This window comes from Pantoea sp. At-9b, from assembly GCF_000175935.2.
Classification (GTDB): domain Bacteria; phylum Pseudomonadota; class Gammaproteobacteria; order Enterobacterales; family Enterobacteriaceae; genus Pantoea.
In genome coordinates this window covers 576,161-590,916 of sequence record NC_014838.1, presented here as the reverse complement: position 1 = coordinate 590,916, position 14,756 = coordinate 576,161, and the positions used below count along the sequence as shown (strand labels likewise).

The following is a 14,756-nucleotide window of genomic DNA, read 5'->3' as shown; positions in this document are numbered from 1 at the left end:
ATTTCGTGATATGTATCTATACCCGCAATAAGTCTGCCAATACCTGCAAATCTGCTGACGTTTTTAACTCACTACTTTGCCAGAGCAATGTTTGGCACTCCGCTGATTCCTGCCCCAGCGCCAGGCGGAGTTTACCCGCCACATCCACCGCATCGGCCAACGATTCCTGACGAGTACGACGTTGACGCAGTTGTGTACCGTCTTTAAGTGACAATGTCACTTCATGAAAGCGCAACGCCGGATTGATGGCATCAGGCGGGGCGGAGGCGTCTGGCGTGCGCCGTACTTTTGCCGCCAACGGCATCACTTCATGGTTAAGGTCACCCTCGGCAAAATCCTGTAAACGCAGGTCGTCATAGATCAACATCGCGGCGATAACGTATTCGAGGCTGAAGCGTGCTTCAATACCGTTGCCTGGCACCTGAACCGACGCCGCAATGTCACCGCCCGGCGGAAACGCGACGGTAATCTCGACGATACTCTCCAGCAATGCTGCAAGCGATTGCCCGCCTGCCAGCCATGTCTGCCGCAGTATACGTGCGGCTTCGGCGGCGCTGTGGGTGCCGGCGCAGGTCGGAAAGGGTTTGAACTCCAGCCCCGGAGCGTTGATACGCCACGGCGTACCCCAGTTGGCCACCAACTTTTCCGGTTGTGCCTGACCGTTGCTGCTGGCCGCGAGGAAGGCCTCAATCACACCTTGTTGTTTGCCATCAATGCCCGCCAGGGTGAGCTGCGCGGCGGCCACCGCCTTTTCCGCCGCAAAACCGGCGTGCAACGGTTTGATGGCTGAACCAAACTGCGCGCGTAAACCGCTCGCCTGCGTCGTGGCGATGCCCAATAACGTCGCGGTTGCCGTAACATCCAAACGCAGAAAACGTGCCAGCGCGGCGGCGGCGGCAATGGTGCCGAGCGTGGCGGTGTTGTGATATCCCAAGGCGTAATGCTGCTGACTGGCGGCCAGTCCGAGTCGGCCTGCGGCTTCCACACCGATGACATAGGCATCGAGGAACTGCTCAGGCGTTGCCTGTGGCTGCTGCTGATACCAGGCAAACAGCGCGGGCAGGATCACCACGCTGGGGTGACCACGAAAATCGGCGTGAAAATCATCATAATCCAGCGCATGACCGGCATAACCCAGCAGTAAAGCCTGGGAACGGATGCTGCCATCGCGGTATACGCTACGCAGCGCCGGTAAACCGCTGTCCGGGACCTGGCCGCGTAACACCGGCCAGCTCACCGCGAGGAAATCACAAATGCCTTCACGTGCTTTGGTTTGCGCTTGTTGATTGGGCTGGCTGTGAACAATCTGTTCGGCCAGTGCGGTTGTCACAGTCATGACCGCGACTCCAGGCTGTTCAATGCGGCCAGGGCGAGATGAGCCAGATAACGTGACGTGGGCAGCAATACCTCATCATTGATACGAAACGCCGGGTGATGCAGCGCATACGGTTCACCGGTGCCAATCATCATAAACGCGCCTGGCAATTGCTGTTGGTAGAACGCAAAGTCTTCGCCAATCGGGCTGGCTTCCACCACGCGGGCTTCAAAACCGCTGGCGCTGGCTTGCTGTAAAGCAAAATCGGCCCAGTACGCATCGTTAACCACCGACGGCGGTCCGGCTTGCCAGTTAAATTCCACCACCACGCCAAAGGCGGCACCGATACCCTGTACGATGTCGCGGAAGCGTTGTTCCAGGCGTTCACGGGTATTTTGCGAGAACGAACGCACCGTTCCTTCCAGCCAGGCGCTGTCAGGAATGACGTTCCAGGTGCTGCCGCTGTGTACCTGAGTAATCGACACTACGGCGTTATCTGCCGAGGGCGCATTGCGGCTGATCAGCGTCTGTGCTGCTGAGATGATCTGCCCGGCGACGATAATCGGATCGTTACCCTCATGCGGTTTGGCAGCATGACTGCCGGTACCGGTAATGGTGATCGCAAAACGGTCCACGGCCGCCGTCAGTGGCCCGGCTTTGCTGCCGATCACACCTGCTGGCAGCGAAGGATCGTTATGGATGCCGAAAATGGTCACCGCATCCTGCAAAGCGCCGGTCGCGATCACGTCCGGTGCACCCTGGCCCGTCTCTTCCGCCGCCTGGAACAGAATCCGTACCCGACCAGGCAGGGTGGCTTCCTGCTGTTTGAGCAGAATGGCTGCCCCCAGCGCGGCTGAACTGTGGAAATCGTGCCCGCAGGCGTGCATCACGCCAGGACGTTCAGAGCGAAAGCTGACGTCCGATTGCTCTTCAATCGGCAACGCATCGATATCCGAGCGCAGCACGATCAGCGGCCCCTGCGGTGGCCCGATTTCGGCCACCAGGCCGGTTTTCAGTGGCAGATCAAGGATACGGATGTGGTGCTGTTCCAGTTGCTGACGCAGACGGGCAGTGGTTTCGAATTCCTGGTTTGAAAGTTCGGGAAACCGGTGCAACTCATGGCGGAAAGCGACGAGATAGTCTCCCAGCGCGGTGTCATCAATGGTACTCATGCCTTGTTCCCTTGTTGTGCTGCCTGACGCGTTAGCCAGGCATCATGTGCGCTTTCATCCAGCACTTTCTTCATATATAGCGTGATATGACCTTTACCCAGGTCGGTGGTATGCATCGGCTGAAAGCCACGCTTCAGGTACATTTCCTTCAGCCATGGATGGCTGATGGCCGTACCCAGCGACACGGCGGGCGCGCGTAACTGGCCGATGATGATTTCCTGCTCCAGCCAGTCCTGAATCTTGCGACCATAGTGGTGGCCAGGATAGTCAGGATGTGCACCAAACCAGCCAATGTGTGGTAAACCAAACGGGCCGGGCAATGGTCCCCACGGGTAGCGGAGGGTGATGGAAGCCACCATTTCCCCGCCAGCGTAGAGTCCGTACACGCCATGGCTTTGCAGATGACGCAGCGTTTTTTCCCGATCGGCGCTGGCGGCATCAAATTTAATTCCGAGCGCTTTGGTGGGCGCATACGCGGCATGCATCAGCGCCTGGTAGGTTTCAACTTCGTCTTCTCTGACCTGGCGAAAATCGAGTTGCATAGTATTCCCCGAAAAAAACCGCCATGCTGGCGGATAATAAGGTACGCGTTAAGGGTATTGAGATTAACAGCAAAGGCTATGCGCGCTATATCTAAAAAATAACTAAGCTAATGCATATTTGTGAAAATGAAATCACCGCTTTTTTATTGCTTAAATCCTTATTTACCGTAGTATGCAGAAAACCTACAGCGCTATAACAAATTCGCATTAACTCTCTGTAAAAACTCAATTTTATTCGTTATAGCCTTTCTTTTTATCAGGGTAACGCCGTGTTAGCGATTAAATCTCCGCGCGCCTATGCGCATGAGGCGGGCCTGCGTGCACGCGCTGGTGAGTTTATTAAACCTTACGCCACGCATATCCGCATCTTCACTTCTCCCCACGCCTGGCAGGCGGTTAATCCAGAATTAACCACAAGTCTTGAGGCCAATGGCATCGGTTGGCAGTTGGAGTATTTAACCGGTGAATGCACCGATGACGCCATTGCTACCCTCAAACACAACACCGAACAGCAGGGCGCAGAACTGTTGTTGGCGATTGGTGGTGGACGCGTGCTCGATGCCGCTAAAGTCGTGGGCAGCCAGTTGCCGGATTTAACGGTGATTAATTTTGCTACCCTTGCCGCGACCTGCGCGGCGTGGTCGCCCGTCGCCATTATCTACACCCCAGAAGGTGGGCATGTGCGCAGCCAGCCACTGAGCAAAATGCCGGAACTGGTGTTGGTCGATAGCGAAGTGATCGCGCGCAGCGACGTGCGTTACCTGAAGGCGGGGATTGTTGATGCGCTGGCAAAATACTACGAATTTCGCCCTTATCAACGTCACAACCCGGATGACCTGGCGCTCGATCTCAAGGTCATGACGGCATTACGTGCGCTGGATACCTATCGTCAGTGGGGGGCTGAGGCGGTGGCTGCCAACCAGCAACAGCGTGTCACACCGGCGTTGGTGAAAGTGATTGATGCCAATATCGTGCTGGCCGGGCTGGCGAACAGCGTGCGTGACGTACTGCCCACACCGGGTTTTGCCCATGCGATTCATAATCGCCTGACCCATCAGCCGGAACTGCATCATTGGCTGCACGGCGAAAAAGTCGGCTATAGCCTGCTGGTGCAGTCATTAATCGAACATGATGGTGTACCGGATGCCGAACTGCTGGCTTTGCTGCGTCAATACGATATGCCGTTGACCCTGGCACCGCTGAGCGGCGACCGCGCCGGGCGTATACGTGCCATCGCGCAGCAAATTAAATTCCCGGCCGCCAGTGCCGAGCGCCTGCCGTTTACCGTGTCCGCGGAGACGCTGGAACAGGCGCTACTGGCAACCGATAACGCATTTTAAGCGTGCGCTGCGGCGCACATTGTCACATTTACAGACCAGGACATTTTTTATGGACAGCGCAACATCTTCACGTCGCCTGCGACTCGGCCTTTTTGTACAACCGGTTGGACAACACGTCAGCGGCTGGCGTCTGACGCAGCAACTCGGCGATCCAACCGATATCGACTGGCTGATCACCATCGCGAAAAAAGCCGAAGCAGGCAAATTTGACCTGTTTTTTGTCGGCGATGCGTTAGCGACCAGCATGTACCGTCTGCCTTCTACCATGGCACGTCTCGAACCGCTGACCATGCTGTCGGCCCTCGCGGTCAACACCAAACGCATCGGCCTGGCGGCGACGGCGTCAACCACCTTTAGCGATCCCTTTACCATGGCGCGCAGCTTCTCCTCGCTGGATCACATCAGCCGTGGCCGTGCAGCGTGGAACGTGGTGACGTCGTTCTCGACCGATGTGGCGCGTAACTTTAGCCGCAACGATATGCCGAACCACGCCGAGCGTTATGCCCGGGCGCGTGAATTCCTCGAAGTGACTTATAAGTTATGGGAAGGCTGGGAAAAGGATGCGGTACAACCGAATAAAGCCACCGGCCAGTATTTTATCGATGACAAAATCCAGCCGATCAATCACGAAGGTGAGCATTTCCAGGTGCAAGGTCCGCTGAACATCACCCGCTCGCCGCAGGGGCGTCCGGTGATTATCGAAGCCGGTTCCTCAGCCGATGGTCAGAAGCTGGCGGCGGAAACCGCTGAAGTGATCTTTACCGCGGCGGCCAGCCTCGAAGAAGCGCAGGCTTTCTACCGTTCGCAGAAAGATCAGGTGATTGCTGCTGGCCGCAACCCGGACCATGTGGTGATCATGCCTGGCGTGATGCCGATTGTCGGCCACACACGCGAAGAAGCGAAAGCGCTGTGGAAAGAGCTGAATACCCTGGTGGATATCGACAACGGCCTGCGTCAGCTTTCGCTGCGTTTCAGCATGGATCTGAGCCAGTATCCGCTGGATGGTCCGGTGCCGGAAGTGCCGCTGGGTGAAGGCAACCAGAGTCGCGTGAAGCTGATGACCGATATGGCGAAACGCGAAAACCTGACGCTGCGTGAACTGGCTGCGGTAGCTGCCGGATCGCGTGGACACCGGGTGATTGTCGGCACAGCCGAAGATATCGCCGATGATTTCCAGCTGTGGCTGGAGCAGGGTGGCGCGGATGGCTTCAACATCATGCCTGCCATTATGCCAGAGCAACTGGACCTGTTCGTCGAACAGGTGATCCCGGAATTGCGTCGTCGCGGCCTGTTCCGCGATGAATATGAATTTGCCACCCTGCGCGAAAACCTCGGCTTGCCCGTGGTGTAATCACTGGAGCAACAGCATGGTCACCTTATCAAAGCGTGTGCAATCCGTGTCTCTCTCCGCCAATGCGGCGGCGCGTCAGTTGACGCGCCAGCTCAAAGAGCAGGGCGTGGATATTCTCGACCTCACCACCGGGGAACCCGATTTCGACACGCCAGCACATATCCGGCAGGCCGCCGTGGTGGCGATGGAAGCGGGTGAAACGCGGTATACACCGACACCCGGCACCACGCCGCTACGCCAGGCGGTACAGCAAAAACTGGCGCGAGAAAATCAGTTGCAGTATGAGCTGGAGCAGATCGCCATTGCTAACGGTGCTAAGCAGGTCATCTTCAACGCCTTTGCTGCCACGCTCAACGACGGCGATGAGGTTATTGTGCCGGTGCCCTATTGGCCAACCTTCCCGGACAGCGTGCGGTTTAATGGTGGTGAGCCGGTGTTGCTGGCGTGCCCGCTGGAGCAGCAGTACAAGCTGCAACCCCAGCAATTGGCGGCGGCGATCAACAGCAAAACGCGTTGGCTGGTGCTGAACAATCCGGGTAACCCCTCGGGCATGGTGTATAGCAAGGAAGAGTTAACCGCGCTGGCGGCGGTGCTACGCGATCATCCCGATGTGCTGATCATGCTGGATGAGTTGTATGAACATATTCTGTTTGATGGTCGTCAGCACGTTAGCCTGCTACAGGTTGCGCCGGATTTAGCGCCGCGTATTTTGCTGGTGGGTGGCGTGTCGAAAACCTATGCCATGACCGGCTGGCGCATTGGCTTTGGTGCCGGACCGAAAAAATTGATCAGCGCCATGACGGTAGTGCAGTCGCAAAACAGCTCTGGTGCCAGCGCCATCAGCCAGGCCGCCGCGGTTGCCGCGTTTAACGGCGGACTGGATTTTCTGCCGCCGCAACGGCAAGCGTACCAACAACGTCGTGATGCCATCATGGCCACGCTGAGCCAGGTGCCAGGGATTGAAGTGCTCAACCCGGAAGGGGCGTTCTTTATTTTCTGCCGTTGTGCTGGTCTGCTGGGGAAACGCCGCCCGGATGGCCAACGGCTGGCAAGCGAAGACGATGTGCTGAACTACCTGCTGGAAAGCGGCGTGTCCGGGGTGGCTGGCAGTGCTTACGGGCTGTCGCCGTATTTCCGGCTGTCGATTGCCACGGATATTGCCAGCGTCACCGAAGCAGGGCAACGCATTGCCCGTGCCTGCGCGGTGTTGGTTTAACGCCCCCCAGTAGCGGCGCGATTTATCGCGCGTCTTTTCCAGCATCGCGCACGGAACTGCGCGATAAATCGCGCCGCTACGGGATAGGGATTAACCCTGCAACACCTGTACGATGGCTTTGCCGACGCTGGCCGCTGATTGCGGGTTTTGACCGGTCACTAACCGACCATCGACCGAAACCTGATCCTGCCAGGCCGCCGCACCATCAATGATCGCCCCCTGTTGTTGTAATTTGCTGGTCAGCAAGAAGGGCACCACATTTTCCAGTCCGACAATCTGTTCTTCTTCGTCAGTGAAAGCGCTGACGTGCTTACCGGCGACCAGCAGGCTGCCATCCTGTAATTTCACATTTACCAACGCGGAAGGGCCGTGGCAGACCGCTGCCACCACACCATTCTGCTGCCAGATTTCGCGGGTTACACGCTGCACGGCGGCGCTGTCCGGGAAATCCCACATGGTGCCGTGGCCGCCCACATACAAAACACCGACATAGTGGCGCGCATCCACCTGGTCCAACACCTGTGTCGCTGCCAGTTTGTGCTGGAAGGCCTCATCGTGCCAGTAATGTGCGTTAACCGGATCATCCAGTTCGACGCCATACACCGGGGGCTTACCTCCGGCGATTGAGGCAAAATCTACGCTGAAACCGGCCTTTTCCACCTGCTCCAGCGGGTGAGTCAGTTCAGGCAGGTAGAAGCCGGTTGCGCCATCGGTGGTGCCAAGTTTGTCGTGGCTGGTGAGGACGAACAGTAATTTTTTAGCAGACATGATTGCTCCTTAGCGGCTGATGCGTCTGGCCTGCAAGTATGACGCAAGCACAAACATCAGCATTATCGCCATTAATGATTTCAGGTATCACGCCAGCTTATAACGGAGAGGGGAAGAGCCACTACGGCGGGACGCCCTGCCCATGAGAGGGGCAAGGCGCTGCTTCCGGATACTTAGATCAGGAAATCATCCAACGAACCGCCAGCGTCAAGTGCGCTTTTGATCGGGGAAGGGGTGCGACCCTGGCCGGTCCAGAATTTCTCTTCGCCGTTTTCATCGGTGAACTTATATTTCGCCGGACGTTGGGCGCGTTTTGCTTTAGGTTTGCTTTCACCCTGGGTTAATTGCGCCAGTTCATTAATATCAATACCGTCGTTAAGCAGCATTTCTTTATACAGCGCCAGTTTTTCTTCTTTCTCGCGCTGAGCCGCATTTTCCGCAGCCGCTTCTTCACGACGTTCGGCGATCACCGCGCTGAGCTTTTCCAGCATTTCGTTTAAAACTTCAACCTCAATATCACGCGCCTGGGCACGCAGTGTACGAAGATTGTTCAATGCCTTCAGTGCATCGCTCATAAATAAACCCTTAGTAATGGTATGACTCAATCAAAAAAGGGCATTCTACGGGAAATGAAGGCAAAAGAAAATATTCTCTCGCAGCCAGATTAGTCTTGAAAAATATCGGGACACCAGGCGGGTGAGCTATAACCTGATATCCCGTACACTAAAGCGCGGATATTTTAAGCATCACGATAAAACGGGAAACACCCGGTAATCAACGCAACCAGCAATAACACCAGGCAGGTTATAAATGACCAGCGTAATGTAAAGCGTTGAGCCTGCGCATAATCCAGTTTCAACATGCCGATCAATAAATAGGTCGATGCAACCAACGGGCTGAGAATATGTACAGGTTGCCCCACCAGTGCCGCACGTGCCATTTCAATCGGTGCGATACCATAATGCCCCGCGGCCTGGACCAACACCGGCAACATGCCAAAATAAAAGACATCGTTGGAGACCATCCAGGTGACCGGTATGCTGAGCACCGCCGTAATGACCGCCAGATAAGGGCCAAGCGCGGGCGGGATCATATTCACAATGGCGGTTGCCAGGCTATCGGCCATCCCGGTTTCAGAGAAGATGCCGGTAAACACTGCGGCGGCGAAGATCAATCCGGCGACGGCGAGAATCGCCGGGGCATGGCGTGCAATTTGTTCCTGCTGCTGGCTGAGCTGCGGATAGTTAGCGACAAACATGATCGCCGTCGCCAACATAAACAGATACGCCATCGGCACGACATCCAGCACCAACAAGGTCATTAATGCAATGGTCAGCGCCCAGTTAAACCAGAAACGCCAGGCCACACAAGGTTTCTCTTCGAACTGTAATCCCCCCAGCGTTGCCGGGGTGCCGCGCTGGAAACCGAGACGTTTGCGCTCGCTACGTCCCAGCAGCCATGCCAGCACAAAGGTCCAGACAACGCAGGCCAACAACGGCAGCAGCATCGGCACAAACAGGGTGGCAACATCGGCATGTACCGCCGTGGCGGCGCGCGCCGTAGGACCGCCCCAGGGGAACATATTACCCAACCCGGTACATTGTAATAACAGGCAAGCCACGCTGAGCTTCGATAAACCAACGCGTTCATATATCGGCATAAAGGCAGAAAGCACAATCATATATACTGTTGCGCCGTCACCATCCAGCGCGACAATAAATCCCAGCAGGGCAGTACCGATAAATATTTTGACCGGATCGCCATCGACGGCAGAAACAATGCGTTTAATAATCGGATCAAACATTCCGGCATCAGTCACGCTCATAAAATAAAGCATGGCGAAAATCAACATCACGCCAGTGGGTGCGACGGTGCGTAATCCTTTAATCACCATGCTGCCCATTTCCGCACCGTGACCGGAGAACAGTGCAAAAAGTGTTGGGATAATAATCAATGCCGTCAAGGCAGAGAGTTTTTTGCTCATTAATAAGCCGATAAAACAGCCGATCATAAGCACACTGAGGATTAGCAGCATGGCAGGTGTCCTGTTCAGAGGGTTTAGATATAAATAAAAACAAACGACTATTTATTGTTCAGTTACACTCTTTTTCCCTCATCATGTGGACGCTATTATCCAGAGATCTTTTTGAGGAGAGCAAGATGCATTTATGGAAAAAATGCGTGCAACTTCTTATTTTTAATAAAATTAAAATCGCTGCTGGTTATGATTTATTGTGGTGTTATTTACGCTCCTCAATCATATCGATAAGAAATAAACTACGCCCGACCGGTTGAGCCGGGCGCATACATTAACCGTGGTCGCGGGGTGAAGGCGCAATCGGCAACGCCAGACGATAAAGTTTTACCGGATATTCTACGGTTGAGGGTTTCCCGCCGGTGGTCGCTGGGGTGCGATTGATTTGTGCCGAAGGCATCCACAATGCCCCTTTAGAAATCCACATCGCATCGATCCACACCAGGCGCGGGTCCTGAATCACCGTGGTGACCGTCCCATCAGGCGCAATGCGTTTGATGCTACGGGTATTGATATCTGAGGCATAGATGTTGCCCGCCGCGTCAATCGCCGTTCCACCGGTACTCCAGGTGTCACGTACTTTGCTGGCGTGTTTCGCTACCTCAGCCGGTGAAAGTTTCTCATCGTCCAGATAGCGGGTTTCTATGCGCGCCAGCGGGCCGGGAATGGCCTGGTAATAGAGCCATTTGCCGTCAGGGGAGACTTCCAGCTGATCCAGGCCAACACGCTTTTCCCGGCCATCGCGCAGGAACAGTTTTTTGCCATCGGCATAAATCGGTTGATGATCAATCGAGAGCGGATGATCATCCAGCACGCGCCAGCTTTTGCCGTTTTTCATATTTAAAACCACCAACCCCACCGCACCGGGGTCGGTCAGATAGGCGAAGTCACCATTGAAGCGCACATCATCCAGATAGCTGGTGGCTTTCAGTACCGGGGCTTTAAACACGTAGCTGCCAACCACTTTCCCGCTTTGCAGATTGATGCGTACCAGTTTGGCCGCCCCAGCCACCGCATGATCGCCGGTGCCAATTCCCTTGTTGCCTGCATCCATCACCCAGAGATCGCCATCCGGTCCCATCCGCAGGGCGTTAACGTGATAAAAATGATGCTCCGGGTCGGTACTTTGCCACTGATTCCAGCTGGCATCGGGATAAGCCTTAAGCTGACCGTTCACCACTTCTGCCAGTTGTAAACCGCTCCCCTCAGATTGGGTCAATGAGGCAAAAATGCGACCATCGTGACTGACGGTGATGCCGTTCCACACTCTCGGTGAGGTGGTCACCTGTTGCAGACGGCTATCTTGCTGCGTCGGCAGCGTAACCGGCAAAATATCCTCGGCCAGTACCGGTACAGCGACAGTGACGGTCAGCGCGGCGACCAGCGCTTTCAGCGAATGCTTCATCCTTTTCTCCCTTCCAGACATTGCAGGTTATTTGTTGCTCTGTTGTTAATGTCTTTCCATCCTGGCAGCCTGTAGTGATAAATTATATTCTCTGATTTTTATCAATTAATTCCTGGTGGGAATGAATGGAGCTGAAAGATCTGCATTATCTGCTGGCGGTGAAAGAGACCGGGCATCTGGGTAAAGCGGCGCAATCCCTTGGTATCACTCAGCCTGCGCTGACCAAATGTTTGCAGCGCCTGGAAAAGTTCTACGCCACCCGGCTGATTTTGAAGGTCGGGCGCGGGATGCAACTGACGGAAGCGGGACTGCTACTTTGTGAACGTGCTCAAAAAGTCGTGCACATGATGCAGGTGACGCGCCAGGATTTGCAGGCGCTCGGCGCAGGCACGGCGGGGGTGATCCGTCTCGGCGTGGCTGCCACGGCGGCAGAGTTTATGCTGCCGATGTTGAGCCGTGACCTGTTGCATAAAGCGCCGACGGCACGGCTGGAAGTGACGGTGGGGATGAATGACTTACTGCAAAAAATGCTGCGCGAAAACAAGATCGATTTGATCCTCGGTTTTCTGCCGGATGGCAACAGTGAATTTATTACCCGCCCGCTGATAGATGATCCGGTGGTGATTGCTGCCAGCAAACGGCATCCGCTGGCAAATATCCATCCCACCCCGGAACAACTTGATCAATACCACTGGTTGCTGCCTTCTGCCCAGGTGGCGACGCGTCAGTGGCTGGAACAACGGCTGCGCAGTGGCGGCTATGCAGTACCGCGCGTACAGATGGAAAGTAATACCTTGTCGCCGCTGCGTCAGGTGATTGCCAGTACGCAACTGTTAAGTTTTCTCTCGCGGCGTTTGCTGAAGGGCGAGGGTGATGAGGCCTCGCTGGTGGAAATTCCCTTGCCACTGGTCACGATGCCGCGCACCTTTGGCTGGCAGTTCCGTTCCTTAAGCGAGCTTTCACCCGCTTCACGTTTACTGGTTGATTTAGCGGAAAAACGCTGGCACTGGTGATCTCAATATATGTTGCATGGCGGTGCAATGGATTGCGCCGCCACGACTATCTCCTTAGGTGATAATTACCTTCCTCAACGCTTGTCGTTCATTACCCCTTGAAGAATAAGTAATTTCTCGCGATAAAAATCTACGTATGCGGTAACAATTACTTGCAATAGAAATCTTAATGCGTATATTTCTCATTTGCTTTCTTAACGACATCTTTACTGTCGCACTGTACGTGCCGGGACGGCACAGTCAGGCTCGACTTTCTTCCTGACTTTTATTCTTCAACAGGTATTTGTGGCGGGACGCCAGCAGACGTCAGCGGGCATGTCGTCATTAAATAACAAAAAAATTGAGGAATATTATGTCTTTCGAAGTGAAGCGCGTCAGGGAACACGCCCGGGCTCCGCAGCGCGTGCTGCGTCTCTCAATGCTGGCGATGTGGGTTGCCTCCGGGATTGCCCATGCGGCTGATACGGCCAATAAAGAACAAACGTTGACCGTCGATGCCAGTACCAGCGCTACTCAGCAGGAGCAGGCGGCACAAGATTACAGCGTGCCGGTCACCCGTGCTGGCACCAAAATGGCCCTGACCGCGCGTGATATTCCGCAATCTGTCAGCATTATCAGCAAGCAGCGTATGGAAGATCAGCAGCTGCAAACCTTGAATGATGTGCTGAAGAATACCACCGGCATTAAAAGTGTCAGCCAGGATATGGATCGTCCGCTGTTCTATTCGCGTGGATTCCTGATTGATAACTACATGATCGACGGTATTCCTACCGCGTTTGCCTCACGCTGGAACCTCGGCGATGTGCAGACTGACATGGCGTTGTACGAGCGCGTGGAAGTGGTGCGCGGCGCAACGGGTCTGCTGACCGGTCCGGGTAACCCGTCTGCCTCAATCAATATGGTGCGCAAACACGCCGACAGTAAAGAATTTACCGGTAGCCTCGAAGCCAGCTATGGCAGCTGGAACAAGCAGCGCTATGTTGCCGATCTCTCCACACCGCTGAGTGAAGATGGTCGTGTACGGGGTCGCGTGGTGGCGGGATACCAGGATCGCGATAGCTTTATCGAGCGTTACAATAACCAGAAACAGTTTGTCTATGCCGTGGTTGATGCCGACCTGACTGATTCTACTAAACTCTCTGTCGGTTATGAGTTCAGCCAGGTTAACACCGATGCGCCGATGTGGAGTGGTGCGCCACGCTGGTACACCGATGGTACGCAGATCCATACCCGTCGTGGTTACAACACCGCACCGGATTGGGCCTACAACGACAAAGAGAACAAAAAAGTCTTTGTTAATTTGCAGCAAAACTTCGACAACGGCTGGAACTTCACGCTGAATGGCACTCACAACGAGATGTTCCTCGACAGTAAGATGCTGTATATCGATGGCTATTTCGATAAAACCACCGGTATCGGTACCTCGCCCTATGCCAACTATCCGGTTATTGGCGGTACAGGCTACAACACCGGCAAGCGCAAAGTTGATGCCGTGGACGCTTTTGCCAGTGGCCCGTATGAACTCTTTGGTCGCCAGCATGAGCTGATGCTGGGTGTGAGCTACAGCCGGCAGGACAACAAGTACTACAGCGCCTGGGACAATATCTCCCCGACTCAGCTGGGCGACTACAGCGATTACAACGGTCAATATCCGGAAACGGACTGGAACCCGCGCACGGAGTCCAGCGACAGCCAACTGGTGCGTCAGAAATCGACCTACCTGGCGACGCGCATCTCTCTGGCCGATCCGCTGCATGTGATCCTCGGTGCCCGCTACACCAACTGGAACCGCCAAACCATGAGTGGTGAGATGGAGAAAAACAACATCACCCCTTATGGTGGCGTGATTTACGATATCTCCGAAAACTGGTCGGCCTACGCCAGTTACACTTCGGTATTCCAGCCACAGGATTATCAGGATGCTTCTGGTGCGTTCCTCTCTCCGGTGATTGGCAAAAACTACGAAGCGGGGGTGAAGTCGGACTGGTATAACAGCCGCCTGACCACCACGCTCTCCGTCTTCCGTTCTGAACTGGATAACGTTGGTGTGAGCACGGGCCAGGTGAATCCGAGCACGGGCAATACCATTTATGAAGGCAAGAATGGCGTTGTGAGTAAAGGGGTGGAGTTTGAGGTTAACGGCGCGTTGACCGATAACTGGCAGATGACCTTTGGTGGCACCACCTATCTGGCAGAAGATCGTAATGGTGACGCCTACAATTCACAACTGCCACGCACCTCATTCAACCTGTTCACCAGTTATCGCGTGCCACAACTGGATGCGTTAACACTGGGCGGTGGTGCGACCTGGCAATCAAAAACCTGGGGCGCTGTGAGTGGACCTGACGGTAATGGCACCTGGCGTGCCAGCCAGGGTAGCTATACGCTGGTTGATCTGTTTGCCCGTTATGACGTCACCAAAAACGTTACGTTACAGGCCAACCTGAATAACCTGTTTGATAAAGAATACGACACGAACGTGGGCAGCGGCGGCATCGTCTATGGCGAACCGCGCAACTTCTCGGTTAGCGCGACCTACCGTTTCTGATAAAAAACGCCTCTTCGGCGTCATGCTGTTTAGTTAAGGTACATTCTGTAG

The 14,756-nt window shown here is 55.0% G+C and carries 12 protein-coding genes; 5 read left to right on the top strand and 7 right to left on the bottom strand.

Annotated features, from left to right (window positions below; genetic code table 11):
• Positions 1–16: 16 nt before the first annotated feature.
• Genes PAT9B_RS23100 through PAT9B_RS23090 form a run of 3 tightly spaced genes read right to left on the bottom strand, consistent with a single transcriptional unit; the run spans position 17 to position 3,029 of the window.
• Entirely contained in the window at positions 17–1,336 is a 1,320-nt protein-coding gene (locus tag PAT9B_RS23100) for an MmgE/PrpD family protein (RefSeq protein ID WP_013511708.1), read from the bottom strand.
• On the bottom strand, positions 1,333–2,487 hold the full coding sequence (locus PAT9B_RS23095) for an amidohydrolase (protein WP_013511707.1): 1,155 nt from the start codon (positions 2,485–2,487) through the stop codon (positions 1,333–1,335). Before PAT9B_RS23095 ends, PAT9B_RS23100 begins: the two co-directional genes overlap by 4 nt.
• Complete coding sequence (locus PAT9B_RS23090; protein ID WP_013511706.1) at positions 2,484–3,029, bottom strand: GNAT family N-acetyltransferase; 546 nt, start codon at positions 3,027–3,029, stop codon at positions 2,484–2,486. The genes PAT9B_RS23095 and PAT9B_RS23090 overlap by 4 nt, the downstream gene beginning before the upstream one ends.
• Before the next feature lie 269 nt (positions 3,030–3,298).
• Here PAT9B_RS23090 and PAT9B_RS23085 point away from each other — a divergent pair, with 269 nt between their 5' ends.
• From PAT9B_RS23085 to PAT9B_RS23075, 3 genes are read left to right on the top strand one after another with little or no spacing between them, the layout of a single operon-like run.
• Positions 3,299–4,369: an iron-containing alcohol dehydrogenase family protein gene (locus PAT9B_RS23085; RefSeq protein ID WP_013511705.1), complete on the top strand. Its 1,071-nt coding sequence runs from the start codon at positions 3,299–3,301 to the stop codon at positions 4,367–4,369.
• 49 nt (positions 4,370–4,418) lie between these two features.
• Entirely contained in the window at positions 4,419–5,720 is a 1,302-nt protein-coding gene (locus PAT9B_RS23080; protein ID WP_013511704.1) for an LLM class flavin-dependent oxidoreductase, read from the top strand.
• Positions 5,721–5,736: 16 nt separating this feature from the next.
• Positions 5,737–6,936: an aminotransferase class I/II-fold pyridoxal phosphate-dependent enzyme gene (locus PAT9B_RS23075; protein WP_013511703.1), complete on the top strand. Its 1,200-nt coding sequence runs from the start codon at positions 5,737–5,739 to the stop codon at positions 6,934–6,936.
• 90 nt (positions 6,937–7,026) lie between these two features.
• Here the strand turns inward: PAT9B_RS23075 and PAT9B_RS23070 are convergent, their stop codons facing one another.
• The 4 genes from PAT9B_RS23070 to PAT9B_RS23055 all read right to left on the bottom strand — a co-directional run bounded on the left by PAT9B_RS23070 (position 7,027) and on the right by PAT9B_RS23055 (position 11,144).
• The gene (locus PAT9B_RS23070; protein ID WP_013511702.1) at positions 7,027–7,704 is read right to left on the bottom strand and encodes a type 1 glutamine amidotransferase domain-containing protein; all 678 of its coding nucleotides are present in this window, start codon (positions 7,702–7,704) and stop codon (positions 7,027–7,029) included.
• Positions 7,705–7,877: 173 nt separating this feature from the next.
• Entirely contained in the window at positions 7,878–8,279 is a 402-nt protein-coding gene (locus PAT9B_RS23065; protein ID WP_013511701.1) for an H-NS family nucleoid-associated regulatory protein, read from the bottom strand.
• Positions 8,280–8,443: 164 nt separating this feature from the next.
• A complete protein-coding gene (locus PAT9B_RS23060) occupies positions 8,444–9,739 on the bottom strand; it encodes a CitMHS family transporter (protein WP_013511700.1) in 1,296 nt (431 codons plus the stop codon).
• A gap of 274 nt (positions 9,740–10,013) precedes the next feature.
• A complete protein-coding gene (locus tag PAT9B_RS23055; RefSeq protein WP_013511699.1) occupies positions 10,014–11,144 on the bottom strand; it encodes an L-dopachrome tautomerase-related protein in 1,131 nt (376 codons plus the stop codon).
• Positions 11,145–11,269: 125 nt separating this feature from the next.
• Between PAT9B_RS23055 and PAT9B_RS23050 the strand changes: the two genes are divergently transcribed.
• Both PAT9B_RS23050 and fhuE read left to right on the top strand, forming a co-directional pair.
• Positions 11,270–12,157: a LysR family transcriptional regulator gene (locus PAT9B_RS23050; protein ID WP_013511698.1), complete on the top strand. Its 888-nt coding sequence runs from the start codon at positions 11,270–11,272 to the stop codon at positions 12,155–12,157.
• 352 nt (positions 12,158–12,509) lie between these two features.
• Complete coding sequence (fhuE, locus tag PAT9B_RS23045; RefSeq protein ID WP_013511697.1) at positions 12,510–14,705, top strand: ferric-rhodotorulic acid/ferric-coprogen receptor FhuE; 2,196 nt, start codon at positions 12,510–12,512, stop codon at positions 14,703–14,705.
• The last annotated feature ends 51 nt before the right edge of the window (positions 14,706–14,756 follow it).

Bases quoted from the DNA above. Each gene is read 5' to 3' on its own strand.
- PAT9B_RS23055 (WP_013511699.1), bottom strand. From the start codon at position 11,144: ATGAAGCATTCGCTGAAAGCGCTGGTCGCCGCGCTGACCGTCACTGTC.
- PAT9B_RS23100 (WP_013511708.1), bottom strand. From the start codon at position 1,336: ATGACTGTGACAACCGCACTGGCCGAACAGATTGTTCACAGCCAGCCC.
- PAT9B_RS23065 (WP_013511701.1), bottom strand. From the start codon at position 8,279: ATGAGCGATGCACTGAAGGCATTGAACAATCTTCGTACACTGCGTGCC.
- PAT9B_RS23050 (WP_013511698.1), top strand. From the start codon at position 11,270: ATGGAGCTGAAAGATCTGCATTATCTGCTGGCGGTGAAAGAGACCGGG.
- PAT9B_RS23075 (WP_013511703.1), top strand. From the start codon at position 5,737: ATGGTCACCTTATCAAAGCGTGTGCAATCCGTGTCTCTCTCCGCCAAT.
- fhuE (WP_013511697.1), top strand. From the start codon at position 12,510: ATGTCTTTCGAAGTGAAGCGCGTCAGGGAACACGCCCGGGCTCCGCAG.
- PAT9B_RS23070 (WP_013511702.1), bottom strand. From the start codon at position 7,704: ATGTCTGCTAAAAAATTACTGTTCGTCCTCACCAGCCACGACAAACTT.
- PAT9B_RS23080 (WP_013511704.1), top strand. From the start codon at position 4,419: ATGGACAGCGCAACATCTTCACGTCGCCTGCGACTCGGCCTTTTTGTA.
- PAT9B_RS23060 (WP_013511700.1), bottom strand. From the start codon at position 9,739: ATGCTGCTAATCCTCAGTGTGCTTATGATCGGCTGTTTTATCGGCTTA.
- PAT9B_RS23090 (WP_013511706.1), bottom strand. From the start codon at position 3,029: ATGCAACTCGATTTTCGCCAGGTCAGAGAAGACGAAGTTGAAACCTAC.
- PAT9B_RS23095 (WP_013511707.1), bottom strand. From the start codon at position 2,487: ATGAGTACCATTGATGACACCGCGCTGGGAGACTATCTCGTCGCTTTC.